At 69.3% G+C, this 21,311-nt stretch carries 15 protein-coding genes and 1 pseudogene; 5 read left to right on the top strand and 11 right to left on the bottom strand.

Annotated features, from left to right (window positions below; genetic code table 11):
* Window positions 1-81: 81 nt before the first annotated feature.
* The 3 genes from ACFYML_RS19240 to ACFYML_RS19230 all read right to left on the bottom strand — a co-directional run bounded on the left by ACFYML_RS19240 (window position 82) and on the right by ACFYML_RS19230 (window position 5,938).
* The gene (locus ACFYML_RS19240) at window positions 82-1,173 is read right to left on the bottom strand and encodes a LacI family DNA-binding transcriptional regulator (protein ID WP_387421893.1); all 1,092 of its coding nucleotides are present in this window, start codon (window positions 1,171-1,173) and stop codon (window positions 82-84) included.
* 160 nt (window positions 1,174-1,333) lie between these two features.
* A complete protein-coding gene (locus ACFYML_RS19235) occupies window positions 1,334-3,916 on the bottom strand; it encodes an NPCBM/NEW2 domain-containing protein (RefSeq protein ID WP_387421892.1) in 2,583 nt (860 codons plus the stop codon).
* A 93-nt stretch (window positions 3,917-4,009) separates the two neighbouring features.
* Window positions 4,010-5,938, bottom strand: coding sequence for a glycoside hydrolase family 97 catalytic domain-containing protein (locus ACFYML_RS19230; RefSeq protein ID WP_387421891.1), 1,929 nt, complete (start codon window positions 5,936-5,938; stop codon window positions 4,010-4,012).
* 535 nt (window positions 5,939-6,473) lie between these two features.
* On the opposite strand from ACFYML_RS19230, the gene ACFYML_RS19225 reads away from it, so the two are divergent.
* Entirely contained in the window at window positions 6,474-9,134 is a 2,661-nt protein-coding gene (locus ACFYML_RS19225; protein ID WP_387421890.1) for a glycoside hydrolase family 97 catalytic domain-containing protein, read from the top strand.
* A gap of 480 nt (window positions 9,135-9,614) precedes the next feature.
* Here the strand turns inward: ACFYML_RS19225 and ACFYML_RS19220 are convergent, their stop codons facing one another.
* Window positions 9,615-10,997 (bottom strand): alkaline phosphatase PhoX, encoded by a 1,383-nt coding sequence (locus ACFYML_RS19220; protein WP_387421932.1) that lies wholly within the window; start codon window positions 10,995-10,997, stop codon window positions 9,615-9,617.
* A gap of 333 nt (window positions 10,998-11,330) precedes the next feature.
* On the opposite strand from ACFYML_RS19220, the pseudogene ACFYML_RS19215 reads away from it, so the two are divergent.
* A pseudogene (locus ACFYML_RS19215) lies at window positions 11,331-11,411 on the top strand (IS5/IS1182 family transposase); the annotation flags it as partial.
* A gap of 248 nt (window positions 11,412-11,659) precedes the next feature.
* Here ACFYML_RS19215 and ACFYML_RS19210 read toward each other — a convergent pair.
* Together ACFYML_RS19210 and ACFYML_RS19205 are read right to left on the bottom strand one after the other, a co-directional pair.
* Window positions 11,660-12,214 carry a M23 family metallopeptidase gene (locus ACFYML_RS19210; protein WP_387421889.1) on the bottom strand — a complete coding sequence of 185 codons (555 nt, stop codon included), beginning with the start codon at window positions 12,212-12,214 and terminating at the stop codon, window positions 11,660-11,662.
* Between the two features lie 71 nt (window positions 12,215-12,285).
* Window positions 12,286-12,606 carry a hypothetical protein gene (locus ACFYML_RS19205; protein ID WP_387421888.1) on the bottom strand — a complete coding sequence of 107 codons (321 nt, stop codon included), beginning with the start codon at window positions 12,604-12,606 and terminating at the stop codon, window positions 12,286-12,288.
* Between the two features lie 381 nt (window positions 12,607-12,987).
* Here ACFYML_RS19205 and ACFYML_RS19200 point away from each other — a divergent pair, with 381 nt between their 5' ends.
* The 3 genes from ACFYML_RS19200 to ACFYML_RS19190 are packed head-to-tail and all read left to right on the top strand — an operon-like array spanning window position 12,988 to window position 15,747.
* Entirely contained in the window at window positions 12,988-14,022 is a 1,035-nt protein-coding gene (locus ACFYML_RS19200) for a sensor histidine kinase (RefSeq protein ID WP_387421887.1), read from the top strand.
* Entirely contained in the window at window positions 14,015-15,112 is a 1,098-nt protein-coding gene (locus ACFYML_RS19195; protein ID WP_387421886.1) for a hypothetical protein, read from the top strand. The genes ACFYML_RS19200 and ACFYML_RS19195 overlap by 8 nt, the downstream gene beginning before the upstream one ends.
* On the top strand, window positions 15,091-15,747 hold the full coding sequence (locus tag ACFYML_RS19190) for a DNA-binding response regulator (RefSeq protein WP_387421885.1): 657 nt from the start codon (window positions 15,091-15,093) through the stop codon (window positions 15,745-15,747). The genes ACFYML_RS19195 and ACFYML_RS19190 overlap by 22 nt, the downstream gene beginning before the upstream one ends.
* A 106-nt stretch (window positions 15,748-15,853) precedes the next feature.
* On the opposite strand, the gene ACFYML_RS19185 is transcribed toward ACFYML_RS19190, so the two are convergent.
* From ACFYML_RS19185 to ACFYML_RS19165, 5 genes are all read right to left on the bottom strand, one after another.
* Window positions 15,854-16,432 (bottom strand): hypothetical protein, encoded by a 579-nt coding sequence (locus tag ACFYML_RS19185; protein WP_387421884.1) that lies wholly within the window; start codon window positions 16,430-16,432, stop codon window positions 15,854-15,856.
* A gap of 430 nt (window positions 16,433-16,862) precedes the next feature.
* On the bottom strand, window positions 16,863-19,028 hold the full coding sequence (locus ACFYML_RS19180; RefSeq protein WP_387421883.1) for a 2-oxo acid dehydrogenase subunit E2: 2,166 nt from the start codon (window positions 19,026-19,028) through the stop codon (window positions 16,863-16,865).
* Window positions 19,025-19,930: a thiamine pyrophosphate-dependent dehydrogenase E1 component subunit alpha gene (locus ACFYML_RS19175; RefSeq protein WP_387421882.1), complete on the bottom strand. Its 906-nt coding sequence runs from the start codon at window positions 19,928-19,930 to the stop codon at window positions 19,025-19,027. The genes ACFYML_RS19180 and ACFYML_RS19175 overlap by 4 nt, the downstream gene beginning before the upstream one ends.
* Entirely contained in the window at window positions 19,927-20,160 is a 234-nt protein-coding gene (locus ACFYML_RS19170) for an acyl carrier protein (protein ID WP_387421881.1), read from the bottom strand. The genes ACFYML_RS19175 and ACFYML_RS19170 overlap by 4 nt, the downstream gene beginning before the upstream one ends.
* A gap of 109 nt (window positions 20,161-20,269) precedes the next feature.
* Window positions 20,270-21,295 (bottom strand): 3-oxoacyl-ACP synthase III family protein, encoded by a 1,026-nt coding sequence (locus tag ACFYML_RS19165; RefSeq protein ID WP_387421880.1) that lies wholly within the window; start codon window positions 21,293-21,295, stop codon window positions 20,270-20,272.
* Between the last annotated feature and the right edge of the window lie 16 nt (window positions 21,296-21,311).

Genomic DNA, 21,311 nt, shown 5'->3' with positions numbered 1-21,311 from the left:
CGTGCCGCAGAGCCGACGCCGGTGTCGGCGTACGAGCTCGGGTGCTCAGACGGCGGCGATCCGCTCCGGGTCCGACCTGGCCTATCCGTGCTGTTCCGGGCCGACGGGCTTTGCCGCGGGGCGGGGAATTCCGCCTGTTCGGGTGGGGAGCGATCCGGGTCGCCGCGGTTGATCCGTGGAGGCGCGGACCACCAGGCGGGTCGGAATCGTGAGCGGTTTGTCGACCGGAGGCTGGGCGCCGGAGATGAGAGCGAGCAGGCCCTGCACGGCGGTGTGTCCGAGGAGGTGCAGCGGTGCGGCGAGGGTGGTCAGGCCGGGCGTGACCAGGTCGGTGCCGAAGATGTTGTCGAACCCCACGACGCTGACGTCCTGTGGCACCCGGACCCCGACGGCCGAGAGGCCGCGCAGCAGTCCCAGGGCCAGCAGGTCGTTGTAGGCGATGACCGCGCTGCTCGGTCGTCGGCAGTAGTCGGCAGCGGCGGCGACGCCGCCGAGCACGGTGGGCGGATACGGGCCGAGGCGGTGCAGTCGCAGGCCCAGTTCGACGGTGGCCTCACGTAACGCCTGCCAGCGGATCCCGTCCGACCACGCCGCCTCCGGCCCGGCCAGATAGGTGATGTGGCGGTGACCAAGGCCGTGCAGGTGGTCCACGGCCTGCCACATGCCTTGCCGGTGATCCGTCACCACCGATGGCACGCCCGCGACGGCCCGGTTGAGCACGATCAGCGGCCGGAGCTTGGCCGTCATCCGGATCGAGGTGTCGGACATCCGGGTGCTGGCCAGCACGATGCCCTCCACCGTCTGGACGGCCCGGTCCAACGCCTCCCGCTCGAGCTGGTCGGACTCCTGCGCGTCGGCGAACAGCATCGTGTAGCCGGCCTCCATCGCTGCCGCCTGAGCACCACGGATGATCTCGAAGTAATACGGGTTGGTGATGTCGGAGATGGCCAGCGCGATCATCGAGGAACGTCCGCTGAGCAGCGCGCGGTCGACGGGATTGGTGCGGTAGCCCAGTTCCGCCGCGATCTTGCGGATCCGCCCGGCTGTGTCGGCGTTGACCCGGCCCGGGCGGGCGAATGCCCGGGACACCGTCGACGCGGCAACGCCCGCCGCGCGGGCCACATCGTAGATGGTTGGGGCCGCCCGCCCGTCGCTGCCGGTCGAAGCTGCCACCGGGCCTCCTCGAGGTTACGGGGACGTCGCTCAACCTAGGTTGTGCGACTACAGACGACAACCGTTTGCCGCCGTGGCGGCGGCTGCGGCTCATGCAATTGGACGCGCGGCAATACCGCGGGCGGGAAGGACCGGATCGGCTCCCCGCCCGCGGTGATCTTCAGCTTCCCGGAAGGCGGATGACCTTGGCGTCGGCCCAGTCGGCGTGATCGCTGTTGTTGGTGTTGCCGGCGTCGGTGACTCGCAGCACGAGTCGCTCGATGCCGAGGATGTCGAGCTCGACGCGCTGCGGCGGTGAGTACGGCTGCGCGCGCATGAGCCCGCTGTCGTAGACGACCTTGCCGTCGGCGAGCACCTGGAAGGTGATCGATGCGTTCGGCGAGTTGCGCTGCACGTCGTCGATGCCGACGGTTGCGACGAACCTGGTGTCCGCCGGTTCGAGGTCGTAGACGATCTCAGAGTTGGCGTGGGTGCCGATGCCCTTGGCGTACTCGGTGCCGTTGATGCGGATCGGGTTGCCTGATACGGCGTGGTCCTTCTGCACCGTTCGCCATCCGGCGGTCGCCGAGACCCAGTCGCGGTCGCTGAGGTACTCGACGGGGCCGTCGGCGGGTGCGGCCTGCTCCTCGGCGATCGTTCCCGGCCCCTCGCCCACCTCGTTCGTCGATGTCACCTTGTACCGGTAGGGCCCGCCGGCTGCGCCGCGGTCCAGGTAGGAGGTGCCCGTCTGGTCGGTGGCGATGGCCGTGAAGTCGTCGCTTCCCGCCTGTGCGCGGTAGATCGTCGAGGTCAGTGCGCCGTCGGACGCTGTCCAGGTGACGCCGACGTGGTTCCCGACGCGGTAGGCGCCGACGGGGGACGGCGCGTCCGGCACCGCTGTGGGCATGGTGCGGAAGCGCCACTGGCCGCCGGGCGCCACGAGCTTCTGCCCGGTGCGGGGGTTCACGGCGGTGACCTCCCAGTAGAAGGTCCGCCCGGCATCGAGTGAACCGATCGTCGCGGTCGGCTCCTTGACTGTGGCCTCGGCGACGACGTCGGTCATCGCCGCGTTCCGGGCGATGCGCAGGTGGTACTCCCGGGCGTTCACCGCGGGCTGCCAGGTGAAGGTCGCGCCCGTGGCGGGCACGCGGGTCGCGCCGTTGGCTGGCGAGAGGAGCGCGAAGTCCTGCGGATGGGTGAGGATGAGGTCGCCGTGCCGGTTCGGGTTCACGTCGCCGCTGGTGGTGACGGTGACCGACCGGCCGACGGGAACGGTCAGCGTGACCTGGGAGAGCGCTCGGCCGTTGACGTGCACGTATTCGGGCTCTACGGGCGTGCCGTCGACCTTGAGCTTCGGCCAGCCGCCCGGGAACTGCACGGTGACCGTCAGCGGTTGTGGTCCGTCGTTGTGCTTGACGACCGTCTTTGTCGTGCCGTCGTGGCGGACGCCGAAGTCGTGCGCGCCGACCTGGATGTGGTCGAGGTCGAGCCATCCGATGTCGGCGGGCAGGTGTGAGCGCACCGACACGGCGTGCTCGGGTGCGTTCGGCCGGACCCCGGCGAGTCCCTCGACGGTCTGGGATACGAGCGTGAAGCTCGTTTCGGGGTAGTCGCCGTTCGTGCCCTGGGTGGGGACCTCGTGCGGGAGGTGGAGTTTGGCGATGATGTCCTTCATCCAGGTCCACGCCTGCGCGTCGAAGCCGTAGTTGAACAGCGCGTCGGGGACGTAGGTCGTCGCCTCGATGTTCGGGGGCCGGTCCTCGACGTACATGCGGTCGAGGTATTCGAGGTAGTCCCACGTGCGCTTGTCGTGGGCGTCGATGAACTCCTTGACGGCGTAGAAGACCGAGTTCTCGCGTCCGAAGCCGGCGTACGGTTCGTTCGCTGGGCCGCGGCCGCGCACATACTCCCAGGCGTCCCGGGTGACGCCCCATTCGTCCTCGAAGTACCGCTTGAGCTCCGCGGCCTTGCGCTCGAAGGTCGCCGCCGTAGCGGCGTCGCCCTTCTGCTCGGCGAGGTACGCATAGGCGAGGTACGCGCGGTACTGGGAGGCGAGCCCGTCGCCGGCTTCGATGACGGCGTGGTCGCTGCGTTCGTTGTAGCTCGCGGCGCCTTGGAAGATGCCACGGCCGGTGCCCTCGGCGATGCCGTTGCGTAGCTGCGTGTCGTGGAGCGCGACGAAGTCGGTGACTGCTTTGGTGTAGTACCGCCAGAGCACGGGATCGTTGAGGTAGTCGGCGTCGCCGGTCCAGCGGTACTGCTCTTCGGCCTCCTGCACGAGCTCGAACACCGCGGGTACTTCACGTACGAAGTTCGTGTCGCTGCGGTAGTCCACGTTGTAGGGGCTGCCGTCGAAGTTCAACGCCCACAGCGGGTACCACTTGCGCGCCTCGTTCGCGCTCGCCGCGAACGCGGTGAGCATCGACTTGTTCTCGGCCTCCAAGCCGAGTAGGTGCCCGCCTGCGGCCTGGTGGACGAAGTCGCGCGAGTAGAAGGCGGTGCGGTGGGCGTAGCCCGCCCAGTACGACGGGATGTAGTCGGCCTCGCCGGTGCCGGGGTTGCTGTCGTTCCCGTTCACCGGGCCGTGCTTGCCGGTCTGCACATGCTGCCGAGCGCGCGACATGGCCCAGGTGACGGCTTCGGCGAGCTGCGGCGAGGAACTCGCGGCGGTGAGCGTCTCCTCGTCGGGCGCGGCCGTGGTTGCGGGGACCGCAGCGCTGGCGGGGACGACGCCTGCCGGTGCGAGCAGCAGTGACGCGGACACGGCCAGCGCCGCGCAGGTGGTACGTCGCCTCGACGGCGACCTGCCTGATGGTGGTATGCGCATGGCTCTCCCCTCGGGAACTCGCGGGTGCGGCTATGGCCGGTCGCAGGTGGTGAGGTTCGCGTGCCAGCGGCATGCCAGGCCGGCGAAGCCGCCGTTGGCGATCACCTCGACGGGCAGGGTGTCTCCGGCTTGCACGACGCGCTGGCTGCGCACGAGCCCGCTGTCCCCGTCGGTGATCAGTTCCACCAGCCACGGCCCGGCTGGCAGGTTCAGCGGTACGTTCAGGGTCCGGGCGGTACCGGAGGTGCTACCGCCGAGGAACCACCGTTGTCCGCTGCGACGGGCGAAGACGGCGTTGTCGGCGGGACGGCCTGCGAGCAGTTTGGTCTCGTCCCAGACGGTCGGCACCTGTTCGAGGAAGCGCACCGCCTCCGGCCGCGCGTCGTATGACTCCGGGGTGCCAGCGAGGTTCTGCAGGCCGGACTCGAAGACGACCGACAGTCCTAGCTCGTGGGCGTCGGAGGTGGGCCGGTTGCGGTGGAACGCCATCGGTGTGTAGTCCATCGAGCCGACCACGTTGCGGGTGAAGGGCAGCGCGGTGATGTGGCTGGTGGTGAGGCTGCTCTTTTCCGCGCCGTGAACGCCCTCCATGGTCATGACGTGGGGCCAGACCCGGTGAATGCCCTTGGGGATGTTCGAGCCGTGGAAGTTCACCAGCAGTTCGTTGTCGGCGGTCGCGGGCAGGATCTCGTCGTACCACCGCAGCCGGTCCTGCGACTCGGAGTCCATAAAGTCGATTTTGACGCCCTTGACTCCCCACTCGTGCAGCGTCGGCAGCCACTCGGACCGTTCCTGCGCGGTGTCGAGGTCCCGGAAGTGGATCCAGACGATGATCTCGACGTTCCGCTCGCGCCCGTAGCGCACGAGCTCGGGCATCCAGCTGTTGGTGCGCCAGTTCGGGTCGGTGACGTCCCACTGCTGGGGGTCGAAGTACCAACCCGCGTCGACCGCGACGTACGGCCAGCCGCGCTGCGCGGCGTAGTCGACGTACCCCATCTGCCGGGTCAGGCTCTGCCCGGCGGCGCGCCCTCCGGCGAGCCAGGTCCAGAGCACCTGGCCGGGGCGGATCCACGAGGTGTCGGCGAGCCGCGACGGCTGCGCCAGGTCGTCCACCAGCGTCGAGGTGGCGATCGTGTCGAGGTCGCCGACGACCATCACCCGCCAGGGCGTCGCCAACGGCCCGTCGACCAGGACGCTCTGGTCCCAGAGCTTCACCCGGTACGTGCCGGTGCCGTCATGCACCAGGCTGCCGCCCGAGTAGCGTCCGTCGAGGTCGGACTCGGCAAGCATCAGGTAGGTGCCGTGGACGTCGAACAGCGCCGGGGCGAGGTACTCCCGGGCGGCCGCGGCCGCAGCGGTGGTCTGGACGTAGGGGTTTTCGTAGTCCCGGCGGTGGTTCGCCAGCCACGCGGTGCTGTCGGCGGGAACGGTGAACGCGGACGCCTCGCCGAGCACCGACCCGTAGTCGTCGAGCAGTTCATACCGGTAGGCGACGCCGTCGTCGGCGACCCGGACGACCAGGTCGACCCGGGCGTCGCCCGCGCCGGCGAACCGGAATCGCGCCTCCCGGAAGATCGCGAGCCGCTGCACTTCCTTGCCGACTGTCGTCGTGTAGCGCTCGACGTCGGTGCGGTCGCTACGGCCGAGGAACCGCAGCCCGCCGGTCAGGTCGGCGTCTTCGGTCCGGATGCCCAGCGGGCTGGGCGGCAGGATCGTCCGACCGCCGCGGGACACGGCCAACGAGATGCTCCCCGCCTCCGTGTCGTGAGTGACCTGCGCCGTCGGGCCGTCGGGAGCGAAGGTAGCCGTGACCGTCCACCGGGCGGTCTCCGCCCTGGCGGGTGTGGCTGCGAGAGTTCCGGCGAGTAGCGCCGTGACGAGGGCGACCGTGAGGGCCGCGATCCGCGACGTCGAGCGGCGCGCGGTAGCCGGCCAGGTCAGTCGGAGTGGTACGTGCATCACAGGTGTCTCCTCCTCGGATGCGGCGGAGAGACCGGTCGGTGGACGCGGCGGACCTCGGCCGCGCCCCCGGCACGCTCAGGCTCGTCCACGTCCGGTGGCACCTGGGACTGCTGCCGGACATGGGGGTCCTGGTCGGCCTTGCTCCGGGCAGGAACGTTTCCGCGAGATTAACGACCGCAACAGGAACGATCAAGTATGGACATGAATGAACATCAGATGTATAGGGTAGCGGTCCACGGCTACGCGCCCTAGGCTTCGCGTCGCGAGGGCCATGAGGGCGCTCGCACAAACGGCACCCCTGTTCGCCGGTGTTGGATTTTGTGAACGGACAGGAGGGAGGTTGGCTCCTCACGCCGGCCATACCCGGCCGGCTCTTGCCGTCGTAGGCAACGCGACCGCGGTCAGGTTCAGCGGGTCCCGCAACTGGCGGCGCAGGCACGGGCCTCGCGTCGATCACCTGCCGCATCGTCGCCCTGGCACGTGCCTGCTGCTTCGGCATCCGCTGATCGAACCTGTGTAGAAGGGATGATCTATGCGTGTGCACAGCTCGTGGCATCGGCTCATCGTTCGCTGCGTCGTACCCATACTCGCCGCCGCTACGGCGGCAGTGGCGACCAACCCCGCCACAGCTTCGGATACCGCCACCTGGGCGATCGGTGCTCCGTCGCCGGTAACGCCGGTATCGGCGACGGTCGCGCTCGACGCCGACGGGGCGTTGTCGCTCGCCGTCGCCCACCAGGGCAGGACCGTGCTCGCGCCCTCCGCTGTCGGCATCGAGACCACGGCCGAAGACCTGACCAAAGGCCTGACCTTCCTCCGCCGCACCGACCGGACAGTGGCGGAGAACTACATCATGACCACCGGAAAGCAGCGCGTCCGCCACGCCACGCTGGCGGAAACGACGCTCTCGTTCGCCGGCGCCCACGGCACGCGGATGGACCTCGTGGTCCGCGTCTCGGCCGACGGCGTGGCCTTCCGGTACGTCCTTCCCGACGCCGACGGCGTCACCGTCAAGCGGGAGGCATCGTCGTACTCCCTGCCGACCGGCGCACCCGCGTGGCTGCTGCCCTACACCCCCAACTACGAGGGGACCCGGGTCGAGACGACCGCCGCAGCGGCACCAGCGGGCGACTTCGGCTTCCCGGCACTGTTCGACGTCGAGAACACCTACGTCCTGCTCACCGAGTCGGACGTCGACGGGCGATACTCGGGTGGCCGCCTCACGCACCATGCGGGATCGGGGAACTACACGATCAAGCTCGCCGACGCGGAGGTCACCTCACCCGGCCGGCTGGCCACGCCCTGGCGTACCGCGATCGTGGGCGACCTGGCCACGGTGACCACCTCGACGCTCGTCGACGACCTGGCACCGGCGTCGAAGGTGGCCGGCACCTCGTGGATCCGCCCCGGCACGGTCGCGTGGTCGTGGCTGTCGGAGCACGACAGCCCTCGGGACCCGGTGCGCCAGAAGCAGTACGTCGACTTCGCCGCCCGCAACGGATGGTCCTACGTCCTGATCGACGAGGGCTGGGACCGCAGTTGGGTGCCGGACGTGGTGCGCTACGCGCGCGCTCGGGGTGTCGAGGTGCTGCTGTGGTTCCACTGGACTGCCCTGGACACCGCACAGGAACGAAACGAGACGCTCCCGCTCATCAAGTCCTGGGGTGTCGCCGGCGTGAAGGTCGACTTCATGGACTCGGATTCCCAAGCGCGCTTCGCGTGGTACGACGACATTCTCCAGAAGACCGCCGACCTGCAACTCATGGTCAACTTCCACGGCGCGACCATCCCCCGCGGCATCCAACGGACGTGGCCGCACGTCATGACCCTCGAGGCGATCCGCGGCGCGGAGCAGTTCCGTACCCGGGCCGCGACCAACACGATGTTCCCGTTCACGCGCAACGTCGTCGGTGGCATGGACTACACCCCGGTCGCCTTCGTCGTCTCCGACCGCGACACCACTGCCGCACACGAGGCGGCGACGTTCCTGGTGTACGAGTCGGGCTGGCAGCACGCCGCGGACAAACCCGAGAACTACGAATCGCGCCCCGAGGCGCTCCGAACGCTGAACCAACTCCCGACGACCTGGGACGAGACGCGCCTGCTCGGCGGACGCCCAGGGCAGCAGGTCTTCCTCGCCCGACGGGCGGATGAGCGCTGGTACCTCGGCGCGATCTCGGCCGTGCCGGCAAAGACGTTCGAGACGCCGCTGACGTTTCTGGGCAAGGGCCAATGGCTCGTGGAGACCCTCCGCGACGGCCCGCACGGCCTGATCCGGGAGGCCCGGATTGTCGACTCGGACGACCGGCTCGCGGTGCCGGTAGCCACCAACGGCGGCTTCGTCTCCGTGGTCTGCAAGTACGCCAAGGGAATGTCGACCTGTGACCAGCCGGTGCGCCGGGTGCCGCAGACAAATCTTGCGGTGACGCCCACCCAGGCGGAGGCACGGCCAGGCAGCACCATCGACGTACGCGGCACGTTCACCCTGCCCGCCGGCGCGCCGATCACCGACGTCACACTGCGGGTGACACCGACCGCGGGCTGGAGCGTGAACAGCGCGCCAGTATCGACCAAGCGTCTGCGGGCTGGCGAGTCGATCAGTGGCGCGTGGACGGTCACCGCCGCGGACGATGCAGCCCCCGGCTACGTCGATGTCCCGGTCGTCGCCACCTACCGCTTCTCCGACGACCCGCAGAAGCGCCCAGTGCATGTCGAGGAGGCCGTCCGGGTGTTCGTTCCGCCGCCCAGCCCGAGCGGAACAACGTACGTGAGCGACCTGCCGTTCCTGAGCGAGAGCAACGGGTGGGGGCCGGTCGAACGCGACAAATCCAACGGAGAGACGGGTGCCGGTGACGGGCAGACCCTGTCCATCGGCGGCAGGACCTACGCCAAGGGCATCGGGACCCACGCGCCGAGCGAGCTCACCGTGTGGCTGGGTGGGGCCTGCAGCCGACTGGAGGCCGAGGTCGGCATCGACGACGAGGTCAGCCAGTCCGGCTCGGTCGTGTTCCAGGTCCTCGGCGACGGCCGGCAACTCGCCGACACCGGAGTCGTCCGGCGTGCCGACGGGGCACGCCCACTCGGCGTCGACGTCGCGGGAGTACGCATGTTGACCTTGAAAGTCACCGACGGTGGAGACGGTAGGAACTTCGACCACGCCGATTGGGGCGAGGCCCGGGTGACCTGCGGATAAGCCGTCTCAGCAGAGCCACTGGCACCGGGAAGGGCCGGGAGGGCGCGGTCAACACACGCCCTCCCGGATCCCTTCTCCACCCTCGATTGAGAGACCTTGCAACGACCGCTGCCGCCCTCGTAGTGGCGCAACCGACCCTCTCGCCCGGCTGGCCACATGGAAACTGTGGACGGACAAGCCCAGGAAGCCCCGCCCGGATTATCCAACTCCGTCCACACGACCTGTCATCCATGAAGGAGCGGGCGGGTCGGGACTGCCCCGCGCAGCCCACCGACACCAGGACGTGACCACGATCAGCACCCCCGCCATACAGCAATGGCCCGATCGAAGGCGCCAACACAAGGTCAAGCCGTTCGTCCCAGTCCCCTACGCCCAGGCCCGCAGGACGAGCCGCACGGTCGCCGGCGCCCGAGGCCCGGCGAGGCGGCGCTTCCCCGATCACCTGTGGGCCGGGGAGCACCGCAGAGGGCGGCGGCGGGCTCAGCCCTGGCGGCGGTTCCAGGGGCCGGTGACGGCGTACGTGATGCCCGGGTTGTAGACGTTGAAGAACATGGTCCGGCCGTCGGCGGAGAACGTCGCACCGGCCAGCTCGCCGTACTCCGGGTCCCCGGCGGTGCCGACGTTGACCCGGTTACGAGCAAAGACGAACACCTCGCCGTCGGCCGTCGTACCAAGGATGTGCTGATCCCCGACCCCGTCCTCGCACATCATCAGGCCCCCGTACGGCGACATGCAGATGTTGTCCGGGGCGTCGAACTCCGGGTTCTCCGGCGCCGGCGTCGGACGGGTGAAGATGGTCTCCAGGCGCAACGTGTTGGCTCGCGGGTCGAACCGCCAGACCTGGCCGTCGTGGTCGCGGGCCGAACCCAGCTCACGCCGGGCGAACGACGAGACGAAGTAGGCGCAGTCGTCCTTCTCCCCCCACCAGGCGCCCTCGATCTTGTACCCACCGGTGATCGGCTTGCGGTAGTCCTGGGCACGGACCGACTCCGTCGTCGCCAGTGGGTCCGGCACGTCGAGCCACTCGATGCCGGAGAAGGACGTGCCCGCCGTCGTCACCACCGACAGATCCGGCAGGTCCGGGACGTGCAGAGCCTGCAGCACGCCGCCTGCCCGCAGGCTCCCGTGGCCGCCGAGCGGCCGGTTCGGCAGGAAGCGGTAGAAGCTGCCCAGCGGCGCCACGAACGCGTCCTCGGTCTCGTAGACGATGCCGGTGTGCGGGTCGACCGCGACCGCCTCGTGCTGGAACCGTCCCATCGCGGTCAGCGGTGTCGGATCGGCGTTGCGAGCATCGTCGTACGGGTCGACCTCGAAGATGAACCCGTGGTCCTTTGTGTACCCGCGGGCACCCGCCTTGTCCTCGGTCTCCTCACAGGTCAGCCAGGTATGCCACGGCGTCCGGCCACCGGAACAGTTGATGGCCGTGCCGCCCAGGCTCACGTGCTCAGAGACGGCGCGGTTCGACGCGTCGACGGCGAGTGTGCTGGTCCCGCCCCCGGCGGCCGGGTCGTACGTACGTTCCGGCGGAGCCACGACCGTGATCTTCGCCGTCGGGGAGCACTCATGGTTACGGACCAGGCGAGCGCCGCGCGCCTCGTCGGCGAAGGCACCCATACCGTCGAACCGGCTCGGCACGATGCCACCGTCCGGCCGGACGGTGCCTTCGCGCGACAGCACCCTGTAGCGGAAACCCACCGGCAGGTCAAGCATGCCGGCCGGGTCAGGCACGAGCGGACCGTACCCGGCCTCCGGGCCGGACACACCCAGCGCAGGGGCCGCCGTGAACAGGGCGTCGACCGAACCGACCACGGCCACAGCGAGACCGGCTCCGGCCGAGCGGGACAGGAACTGGCGGCGAGACATAGACACGGGCAAGCCTCCTAGACGTCACAGACCGTAGCGGGCCGAGTGGACCGCAGCGGACGGATCAAGCGGCCGGCCGACATCGATTCGAGCCGCTCGATCAACTACGTCACATCCCGCCCCACCCGTCAAGATGTCGATCGATTTGATCCCGCCAGCTGTGACAGCCGACTTGGCTCAACCCGGTCAAATTCTCCGAAACCGAGCGAAAGCTAAGGGAAGCCTCGCAACTCCGGTGCCTGTCCACGGAGGACGATTACCGAGGATGCCGGGGTGCAGGAAATCACGGGCAGCCCAGCCCGAGTGAAACTTCCCGTTCACCGGGCTACAGCCCAGTTCCGCCGGCTGGTCCGTCTAGCCATCGAGCGTGGCGGGAGCTCGATCGCAGACGGGCGGCCGGGCCGGCAATGCCGCAGTCACGACAGCAGATCACGTCCGCGCACGTTCTCGGCTCAACTCTGACCCGGACCCCTTCACGTATGCCCTGACCAGCTGCAACCCGACCAGGTGAGGCAGCAGGGCGTTCCACCCACAATGAATGCGTGGCAATCAACGCAACTCGGTCGGACCTTGTGCCGGAGCCCGTTTCGGGCGTCGTTGACACTTGCGCCCCGGCGCACGGCGTGGCTCGTGTAAGCGATACCGTGCGCCGGGTCCTGCGATCAGGCGTAGTAGTTCTCGCTGACCGGCCAGCTTCCGGTTTGCGGCACCCAGCCCTGGAGGGTGGCGTACAGGCCGACCCGGGTGTTGCAGTTGATCACCTGGAAGTGCAGGTGCGGCGCGGTCGACGCCCCGGTGCTGCCCGACCAGCCGATGACCCGGCCCTGTGGCACCCAGTCGCCGGGCCAGTAGAAGGACCGGTTCAGGTGTGCGTAGTGGGTGCAGGTGCCGTTCGGGTGCCGGATGATTACCTCGATGCCGTTCTGCCAGTAGGGCGACCAGTCCGATATGACGATCCAGCCGCCCTGTGCGGCAGAGACCTCATAGTTCGCCGGGAGGCCGAAGTCCCACGCGTACCGGTTGTACTGATCATAGTGTGAGTAAGAGCCTCCCGGGCCCTGGGTGACCATGTAGGCCTCACCGGCAGGATATGGGAGTTTGAAGTAGTCGGGGGCGGCCGATGCTGGGCTTGCTCCGGCGAGCAAGATCCCAGCCGCCGTGACCAGAGTGATCACCATGGCCAAACTCTTGCGCCACAGTGTTGTCGGTCGTTTCATGAACTCTCCCTTGCTGTAGTACTGGTCGGCAGCTGCCGATGATCGACATCGCCGGCACCAGCGCCCAGGTGCTAGCCGGTGAAGGACTGCGACAGGGGGTGCTGGATGGTGACGGTGTAGCCGCCGGTGCCGTTGTGCGGGTCGTTGGTCACGACACCGCAGCCCACCGCTGCGAGCTGCGTACCGACAGGCATGCTGTAGTCGATGCCGCCGAGCGAGCCCGGGCCGAGATGTTCCTGCCATGTCCCAGTGATCGGGTAGCCGTCGAAGGGTTGTAGAGGCCTGGGGACGGCGCCCATGGCCGCGCCTGCCCCGACACCGATCGCAGTGACGGTGCCGGCCACCACCGTTGAGTGCAAGAAGATCCGCCTGCTGATGCCCTCGCCTGCCATCAATCGACTCCCGCGTCAAGGGGTGCTGTGCCGCTCGAACCTAGGCGGGCACGAGCCGCCAGGCATCGTGCGTTCGACCGACGGTCACTCGGGGCAGGAGGCCGCTCACCACGCACACCATCAAAGATCGTCAAGCTGCACCAACACCTCGATCCCCCGCGCCCAGCCCGGTGTGGAATGCGTCGAGACAGGGCGGTTCCCGGTTGTTAGGGTCTCCGCGTGATCATCGAAGTCGGTCGCAGTATTGTGACGCGGTCGCAGGCGTCCTGCTTCTATCGCGGGACGTGACAGATCGCCATGCTGTCGAGTTCAGGGCCGGGCAGCGTAGAGGCCGAGTTCCTGGCCTCAGCACGCCGGTGCGCGGCGCCTATGCGTGGGCTGGTGCTGTTACTCATCAGCGCGATCGGGCTTCTGGCGGTTCCCGACGATGCCCTGCCGCTAGGGTTCGCACTGTTCGGGCTGGTGGTGGTTGGTGCCGCGGTGGATTGCTGGGCCGGGTTCTCCGAGCGTGCGACGCCATTGGCGCTTACGTTCGCGGTGGCACGCGTTGCGGCGATCTGCGTGACGCAGCAGTGGACTGGTGGACAGCCGCACCAGTGGGCACTGAACACGATGACCACGACGGCGATCACCCTGCAGTGGGACTGGCCGCCGAAGGTATCGCTGCCCGTCACGGCGGGGTTGCTCGCGGCCGACTTCGCCGTGGTTGGCGTCGACGAGGGGAATGCGGTCGGCCTGCGGCTGCTGGTCGAGTGCGTCATGGCGCGTCTGGCGTTCGTGCTGCTGCGGCAGGCCAGCAGGCGCGTGGACGTGTTGCGGGCACGCCAGGCGGTGCTGACGCGGGCCGAGGCGGTGGCGGTGGCGCGGCACTGGCAGGAACGGGAGTTCCTCGCGTTGCTGCACGACACGGCCTCGGCGACGTTCCTCCTAGTGTCGACGCACGGCCAGAACACCCACCCCGCGCAGGTGGCCGAGTACGCACGGCACGACCTGGCCGTGCTCACGGGCGCTACGGGTGGGCAGAACTCGCAGGACAGCCCGGTGGACCTGAATGGCGCGCTGCGCTCCGTCGTGGATCGAAGCCCACTGTGCGTTGACGTCCACTGGCGGAAAGGGACGGTGGTGCCCGCATCAGTGGCACTCGCGCTTGTGCGCGCAGTACGTGAAGCGCTGGCCAACGTCGAGCGGCACGCCGGCGTACGTAACGCGACGCTGAGCATCCAGGTCGAGGAGGACCGCGTAGTTGTCACGGTCGACGACGCGGGCGTGGGGTTCTGCCCTGGCGAGGTGCCGCACTCCCGCCGCGGCATTCGCGGCTCGGTCGTCGAACGCATGACCGCGGCCGGCGGCAGCGCCGTTGTCACCTCGCGCCCCGGTGCGGGGACCTCCGTACGGCTGGTGTGGCCCGGTGGCTGAGAGCCATGCCGAGGGCGACCACGTGCACCCCACGATGCGGATCGCGCTGCTGTGCATCGCCGGCGTCGTGCAATTCGGGCTGTGTGTACGGCCGCTGGTCGAGTATGAGTTCCAGCCGAGGTGGGTCGCCGAGGCTGCATTCACGGCACTGGCGCTCGTCACCGCGGTCTGCGGCGTGTGGGTGGTGCGCCGAAAGCCCGTGCCGGCCGCCGTCGTGGTGGTCGGCACGGTGGTCACGCTGGCAGCCTCGGCCGGCGCCACCCGCGTGCTGCCGGCGGGCGGACACTTCGGCCCACCGGACTGGTCGTTCGGCCTGGTGGGGTGGCACCTACTGCTGCTGCTCCTCGACCGCGTGCCCGTGCTGCTCACCGCCATGACTGTGCATCTGACGACGAGCGTTGGCCAATTCCTGTTGTCGGGCGTGCCCGGCCGCGCCGAGATCGGTGCCGCAGGCATCGTTGCATTCGGCGCTGCCAGCATCCAGCTGGCGGTCGTGCCGATCTCGCGGATGCTGCACCATAGAACCCGTCAGGCGACGTCAGCGGCAGCCGCGCAGGAGCGGCTGATCACAAGGGTGATGTCGGCCGAGCAGTGGGAACGGGAACAGCGCACCGTCTTCGCCGGCCAGTTGGGTGTGACACTGCCGCTACTAGCGGACTTGGCCGATGGCGTGCTGGACCCCCGCGACGACGACACCCGACGACGGTGCTCCCTCGCGGCGACCCAGCTCCGCAGGTTGTTCGCCGAGAACGACGAGGTCCCCGATCCCCTGGTGCACGAAGTCACCGCGTGTGTCGATGAGGCCGAACGACGCGGCGTCGAGGTGTCGCTGGCAGTCAGCGGCGCGGCCGTCGCGGTGCCCCCCGACGTGCGTCGGGAACTCACCAGCCCAGTTGTGGCGACGTTGGCGGCGGCACGGACCCACGCGCGGGTGAGTGTGCTGCGCACCCACGAGGACGTGCGGGTCGCGGTGATGGCGGACGTCGGCACCGACCTGGTCACCACGACCTCCGCCCAGGTTGTAGTCGACTGTGACGCCTATGGCGAGTACATACGAATGGAGGCCAGATGGCGGACGAGGAACAGCTAAGCGCAGTGATCGTCGATGACCACCCAGCCGTGCTGGCCGGGGTGGCCCACTGGCTGTCCTGCGGCACACCGCCGATACGGGTGGCCGCCTCGGGCAATGACGTCCGCGTCGCGTGGCTCGGTGAGGGTGCCCAGGCCGACGTGGTCATCCTCGACCTGCACCTTGGCGGACCGACCCCGGCGATGGGCGACCTGCGTAGGCTGGTGCAGGCGGGGCGACGGGTCGTCGTCTACTCGATGCGCGCCGACGACGTAATCGCACTTCAGTGCCTGGAGTTAGGCGCACTGAGCTACCTGACAAAGTCGGAGGGCACCGAGCATCTCCTCAACGCAACCAGGGCCGCAGCGGCCGGCCAAGCCTACACCGCGCCATCCCTGGCGGGCGCGCTCGCTGGCGACCGCTCCGCCCACCGGCCGGTACTGTCGGCGCGCGAGACCGAGGTGCTGATCCAGTGGTTCCAGTCGCAGTCCAAGGAGTTCGTGGCTCAGCGCCTGGGGATATCACTGAGCACGGTCAACTCCCATCTGGAGCACATTCGGGTCAAGTACGCGATGCGCGGTCGGGCGGCCCCTACTAAGGCAATGCTCGTAGCGCGCGCCATCCAGGACGGGTTGATCCAGCTCGACGATCTGTGATGCGCGTGGTGAGTGGTGGCCCCCTGCTCCGAATGACGGGACTGCCCCGCGTTGACCATCTTCAAGAAATCAATCTAGTGGCGGTGCAGGGCCGACCCGTCAGCCCTCACGCCGGTACGCCCGACACGACGTCCGCGACGTTGCCGCGGTTGCAGGTGGTGGTGGAGATGCTGGGGGCGTTCACCGTCGGTCCGTAGACGACGTACCGCTGGCCCGTCTGCACGTTGCGGCACTGGATCTGGACCCGGTAGGCGCCCGTGTCGCACTGGGCGGTACCGCGGCCGTAGTAGTGGTTGCTCCCCTCGTGGACCCACTCCGCCCACGAGACGCAACCGGTGACACCGACTGTAGGCAGCGGGTCCTCGACGGGGTACACGCCTTCGGCGACGTTCCCGCTGTAGCACTGGGTGGTGGCCGTACCGGGGGCATTCACCGCGTATCCGCCGTAGACGACGTATCCCACGCCCGTCTGCATGTTGCGGCACTGGAGCTTGACCTTGTACCGACCGGTGGCGCACTGCACGTTGCCGCGGCCGTAGTAGTAGCTGTTACTGCCCTCCTGGACCCACTCCACCCACGTCGTGCAACCGGTGGGGGCGACCTGGACGCCCAGGTCGGAGTGCGCCACTGCGCGGGCCGGCGCCGGGGCCGCCTGGGCGGGGGCGGCCTGGGCGGGGGCAGCCACGGCGGAAAGGCCGAGAACAGCCGCCGCGACCAGTGAAAGCGAACGCCTGATCAAGTCTGTCTCCTGAAGGGATGGGCAGAATTCGCCGAACGGCAGGGACCATATTAAGAAGCGCTTTGACGGGCGTCTATAGGGCGACGGGAAAGTGCGCTTTTGTCGTGCGCGAGTGATGGCGGGTCGGAGCTTTTCCACAGGTCCGAGCCGCTACGACGTTCGGGTACGTCGGTCGGTCCCTGCGGAGCTGCCCCGTCCATGCGCCCGCGCCCTTCGCCTCGCCGGGCATGGGAATTGCGTCAGAGTCCGAACGCCGGATGCCGTTGTCGTCGCACGCCGCTGCGATGCCAGTCGCCAGCGCCTGGCGCGCACCTGCCGGACCCCGTCGCCGGACAGCCGGGCGTAGGCGATGATGATGCTCGTGTGGGCTCCACGGTTACAGCTGCAGGGCGGCGCTGAGCGCGGCCAGGTACGCCCCGGCCTGCGCCCCGTTGACCAGCCGGTGGTCGTAGGCCAGCCCGAGGTCCGCCATCATCCGCTCGCGCACCTCACCTCCGACGTCCAGCACGACCTCGCGGTGCACGTCGGGCACCGACAGGGCACAGGTGACGCCGGGCGGGATGATCGGCTGGGCGTAGATCACGCCGGGGGTGTTGTTGAGCGCGACCAGGAAGTTCATCCCGGCCATGTCGTCCTCGCGTAGCCGGTTGCGCAGCGCCTTCATTCGCAGCTCGACCACGGTGTCGGCGAGGTCGCCCAAGTCCAGCTTCGCCGCGTCGCGGATCACCGGCAGGAACAGCCCGGTGCCGACGTCCACGGTGAGCCCGACCGACGGCTGTGCCGCGTCGATGACCCGGCCGTCCCCGGTGAGCTGGGCGTAGAGGACGGGGAACCGCTCGTGCAGCTTGGCCACGGCAGCGATGACAGCCTCGGTCAGGCTGACATCGGCGCCGGTCTCGTCGGCGGCCCGGCGCGCGTACGCGAGGGCGGCGGTCACGTCGACCCGCACGGCGGTGAAGGCGACCGGGATCTCCCGGTGTGAGGTCGCCACCACGTCGGCGATGCGGCGTTGCGACGGTGGCAGCGGCCGCCCCGGCAGCGCCCGTTGCGTCACCACGGACGGCTCACCGACTGGGGGCGCCGCAGCAGGGGTGGCGCCTGCGGACAGGATGTAGCCGATGGTCGAGCCCGGGACGCAGTCGGCCCCGGCGGCGAGGTCCTGGCGCAGGACGCCCCCGTGCGTCGCTGCCAGCTCCTCGATCGCCTTGGAGGTCTCGACCGCCGCGATTGCCTGTCCGATCTCGACGGTGGCACCGGCCGGGACCAGCCACTCCAGCAGCACATAGCTGTCGTCGTTGTTGTTGAGCTTGGGCACGTTCACCGCGGCGCCCTGCTCCGCCGGCCGCGCCTGGCGCAATCTGGTCAGCGGCGAACCGGGGCTGGGAGTCGGAGCCGTACCAGCGCGTGACGGCTCCGTGGCCGCCCCGCCAGCGAGCACTGCAGTCGGCGCCACCTGCGCCACAACCGTGCCGGGCGTTTCCCGTGACGGCGCAGCCCGATCGCGACTCGCCGCTCCTGACGTGGCAGATTCGCCGGTGGAGCGGTGCATGATCCGTTCCAGGATCATGTCCGCGCTGAGCAGGACCTCCCGTTCCAGGTGCGGTGCCGACGGAATGATGCTGGCGGCCGAGCTGACAAGCTCGATCGGCCGGCGCAGCAGCGGCCACGCGGCGGCGTAGAGCCGGGTGGCGACCTCGCTCCCCCAGGTGCCGCCAGCCGTGCTCTCCTCGGCGATGATCACGCCGTCCGCACCGTCGAGCAGGCCGAGCACACCGTCGACATCGAAGGGGTAGAGCCGGGCTGGGACCAGCACCTCGACATTGCGTCCCTGCTCCCCGGCCATTTTGGCGGCGGCGATCGCCCGGTTGGCGACCCCGCCGGGCGCGATGACCAGCGTCGGCGCGGCGGCGGCAGCCGGGTCGTGGACGCGGGCCCAGTTGCGGTCCGCGCCCAGCAGCTCGAAGGCGAGGCGGTCGTCGACGCGGTTGTCCACGTACCTCCGCTGGGTGTAAAGGATCTTGTCTTCGAACAGCATGGACGGTTCGCCGCGGCGCAGCGCGGCGGCGAGCACGTCGGCCGCGTCGTGCAGTGGCGACAGTTCGAAGAGCGCGAGGTGCGGGATGCCGATGAAGTGCTTCTGCACGCTCTGGCTGTGCGTCGGGCCGTATCCCCGCCCACCGCCGACGGGGCAGCGGATCACGACCCGCATCGGGGTGTGCTCGCCATACATGGCGACGGATTTGGTGAGGAAGTTGATGATCTGGTCGAAGGCGAGGCCGACGAAGTCGCCGAACATGATCTCGACGATGACCGTGTCACCGCAGAGCGCCAGGCCACCGGCGACGCCGGTGATGCCGTTCTCGCTCAACGGCGTCGACAGCACCCGGTCCGGGTAGGCCGTCGACAGGCCCTGGGTGACCTTGAAGGCGCCGCCGTAAGGGTCGACGACATCCTCGCCCAGCAGCCAGGCCCGCTCGTCGGCGGCGAACAGCTCGTGCAGGGCGCGGTTGAGGTTCTGGCTCACTCGTTCGGCGCGCGTCACGCCACGCCGCCGCTCACCAGGGGCCGGGCCAGCGCCGCGGCGGAGATCTCCGCGACCCGCTGCCGGGCCTGCGCGTCAGCGGCCGAGAACTGTGCCGGGTACGCGCCCGCGTACCGCTGCAGCCAGTCGAGGTGGCGCAGCCGGCGAATCTCGTCGGCCGGGCGGGAGTCGTCGCCCTTGCTGTGCGGGCCGAGCCGGACCGTGTGCTGCACCAGCACATGCGGCTGCCGGTTGGCGCGGACCCGCTCGACATGCGGCGCGGCGGCGGCACGCACCTCGTTGAGGTCCAGCGAATCCGACTCGCTGAAGGTGATCCCGAACCCGGCGACCCGGCCGCCGATGGTCCCGGCCAACTGCTCGTTGGTCCGGGTGGACTGGGCGATCCGGTTGTGCTCGACCACGACCAGCAGCGGCACCCGCCACAGCTGCGCCATGTTGAGCGCCTCGTAGACCGCGCCTTCGCCCCAGGTGCCGTCACCGATGTAGGTCACCACGATCGCGTCCTGCCCGGCGCGGTTGAGGTGCAGCCCCACGCCGACCGCAGCGGGCAGGCTCTCGCCCTGCACGCCGGTGGACAGGAACCGTTCCCGGCGCAGGTGCTGGCTGCCACCGCGCCCCTGGCACACCCCGCCCTCCCGGCCGAGCAGTTCCGCCAGCAGGCCGTCCGGGTCAGCGCAGTGGGCCAGGTAGTGCCCGTGCCCTCGGTGGTTGCTGAACACGAAGTCCCCGGTCAGCAGCGGGGCCAGCGCGACCGGGATGTATTCCTGGCCGAGGCAGGTGTGCGTGGTGCCGGCGATGTGGCCGTCCGCGTACAGGCGGAGCAGTTCCTCCTCGAAGCGGCGGATGAGCAGCCCGGTGCCGAGGTCGGCGTCGCTGAGCGGCGACGGCGCGGCGGACGTCATTCCGCGACGCCCCGCTGTGCGAGCAGCTCGCGCAGGTCCGCGACCGACCGAACGGATCGGATTTCCCGTGGCGTGATTGCGATCCCGTACGAGTCCTCGACGGCCGCGACGATTTGGAGGTGGCGCAAGCTCACCCAGGCCGCTGTGGTCGCGGGACCGGTGTGGGCGTCGATCTGATCGACCGGCAACTCCAGCACGTCGGCGACGAGCCGCACCAGGCGACTGGACATCCGGTGTCCCTTTCGACGTACTTCCCGGTCAGCGTGCCGGAACCGTCCCCAGAACGGACATCAGGCGGCAGCGGCGGCGCGCTGTCAAAACCGATCGGGCGATCGATGCTTACACCTCGATGATGGTACAGGCCCAGTGCATGCCCCGGCCCAGTGAAATCAGCGCGACCCGGTCGCCTTCGCAGAGTTCACCGGCGGCGAGCAGGCGGCTCAGCCCGAAAAGCTGGTCCGCGGCACCGAGATGCCCGTGCTCGGCTGCCAGTTTCCGGTTGGTACGTGCCAGCGGCACCCCGTGCGCCTGCGCCAGGGACACCATGGACCGCTCGTTGTCGCTGACCAGGATCAGGCGGGCCAGGTCGGCGACCTTGACGTCCGCCCGCTCGCAGGCCCGCTCGGTGACCCACACGGCCCGCTCGTCGAGGTCCCGGGCGAACTGCTCGAACTGCTCGGCGTCGTAGTCGAAGAACTCCATCACGTTCCACACGTCGCGTACGGCAGGCGGCTCGGCACCCGGGCCGAAGGGTGCCGCCGCGCCGCCCACGTCGAGTCGGTAGAACCCGGCGTAGCGGCCGTCGGTGGCGGCCTCCGTGGCGAGCCAGCGCAGCCGGGAATGCCCGCGCCGGGCCACCGTGGCGACCGCGCCGTCGGAGAAGACCATCGGCTGCGTGTCCATCCGGTTCCAGTACGCCTCACAGGTGCGGTTCGCGGCCACCACCAGGGCGGTGGCGTACCGCGGGTGGGTGGCGAACTTGCCCGCGACTGTGTCGAAGCTGAGCACACCCGTCGTGCATGCCTGAGTGAGCAGCACCGCTTCGGCGTTGACCGCGCCGAGCCGGTGCGCCAGGTCGGCGGCGGCATCCCAGTAGAGGTACTCGGTGAGGTCGGTGATGGCCAGCACCAGCAGGTCCACCTCCGCGGCGGCGAGCGTGGCGGCGTCGAGGGCCTGGCGGGCGGCCCGCTCGGCGAGATCGGTCAGGCCAACCTCCGGCGCGCTGCGGTGCACCTGGCGGTAGCCGTACCCGAGGATCCGGTTCACGTCGTCGGTGTACTGCCCCACCACGTCTGCCACCGGTACCGGATCGCCGAGCGCCTCGCCAAAGGACACCAGCCCGAAGCTCATGTTTGCCCGTCCCACCGCAGGTCCTTGGATG

It is taken from the genome of Micromonospora sp. NPDC007230 (assembly GCF_042869115.1).
GTDB lineage: Bacteria > Actinomycetota > Actinomycetes > Mycobacteriales > Micromonosporaceae > Micromonospora.
This window is presented reverse-complemented; position numbering and strand designations above follow the sequence as displayed.

Bases quoted from the DNA above. Each gene is read 5' to 3' on its own strand.
- ACFYML_RS19210 (WP_387421889.1), bottom strand. From the start codon at position 12,214: ATGAAACGACCGACAACACTGTGGCGCAAGAGTTTGGCCATGGTGATC.
- ACFYML_RS19220 (WP_387421932.1), bottom strand. From the start codon at position 10,997: ATGTCTCGCCGCCAGTTCCTGTCCCGCTCGGCCGGAGCCGGTCTCGCT.
- ACFYML_RS19175 (WP_387421882.1), bottom strand. From the start codon at position 19,930: ATGACGTCCGCCGCGCCGTCGCCGCTCAGCGACGCCGACCTCGGCACC.
- ACFYML_RS19190 (WP_387421885.1), top strand. From the start codon at position 15,091: ATGGCGGACGAGGAACAGCTAAGCGCAGTGATCGTCGATGACCACCCA.
- ACFYML_RS19230 (WP_387421891.1), bottom strand. From the start codon at position 5,938: ATGCACGTACCACTCCGACTGACCTGGCCGGCTACCGCGCGCCGCTCG.
- ACFYML_RS19170 (WP_387421881.1), bottom strand. From the start codon at position 20,160: ATGTCCAGTCGCCTGGTGCGGCTCGTCGCCGACGTGCTGGAGTTGCCG.
- ACFYML_RS19225 (WP_387421890.1), top strand. From the start codon at position 6,474: ATGCGTGTGCACAGCTCGTGGCATCGGCTCATCGTTCGCTGCGTCGTA.
- ACFYML_RS19205 (WP_387421888.1), bottom strand. From the start codon at position 12,606: ATGGCAGGCGAGGGCATCAGCAGGCGGATCTTCTTGCACTCAACGGTG.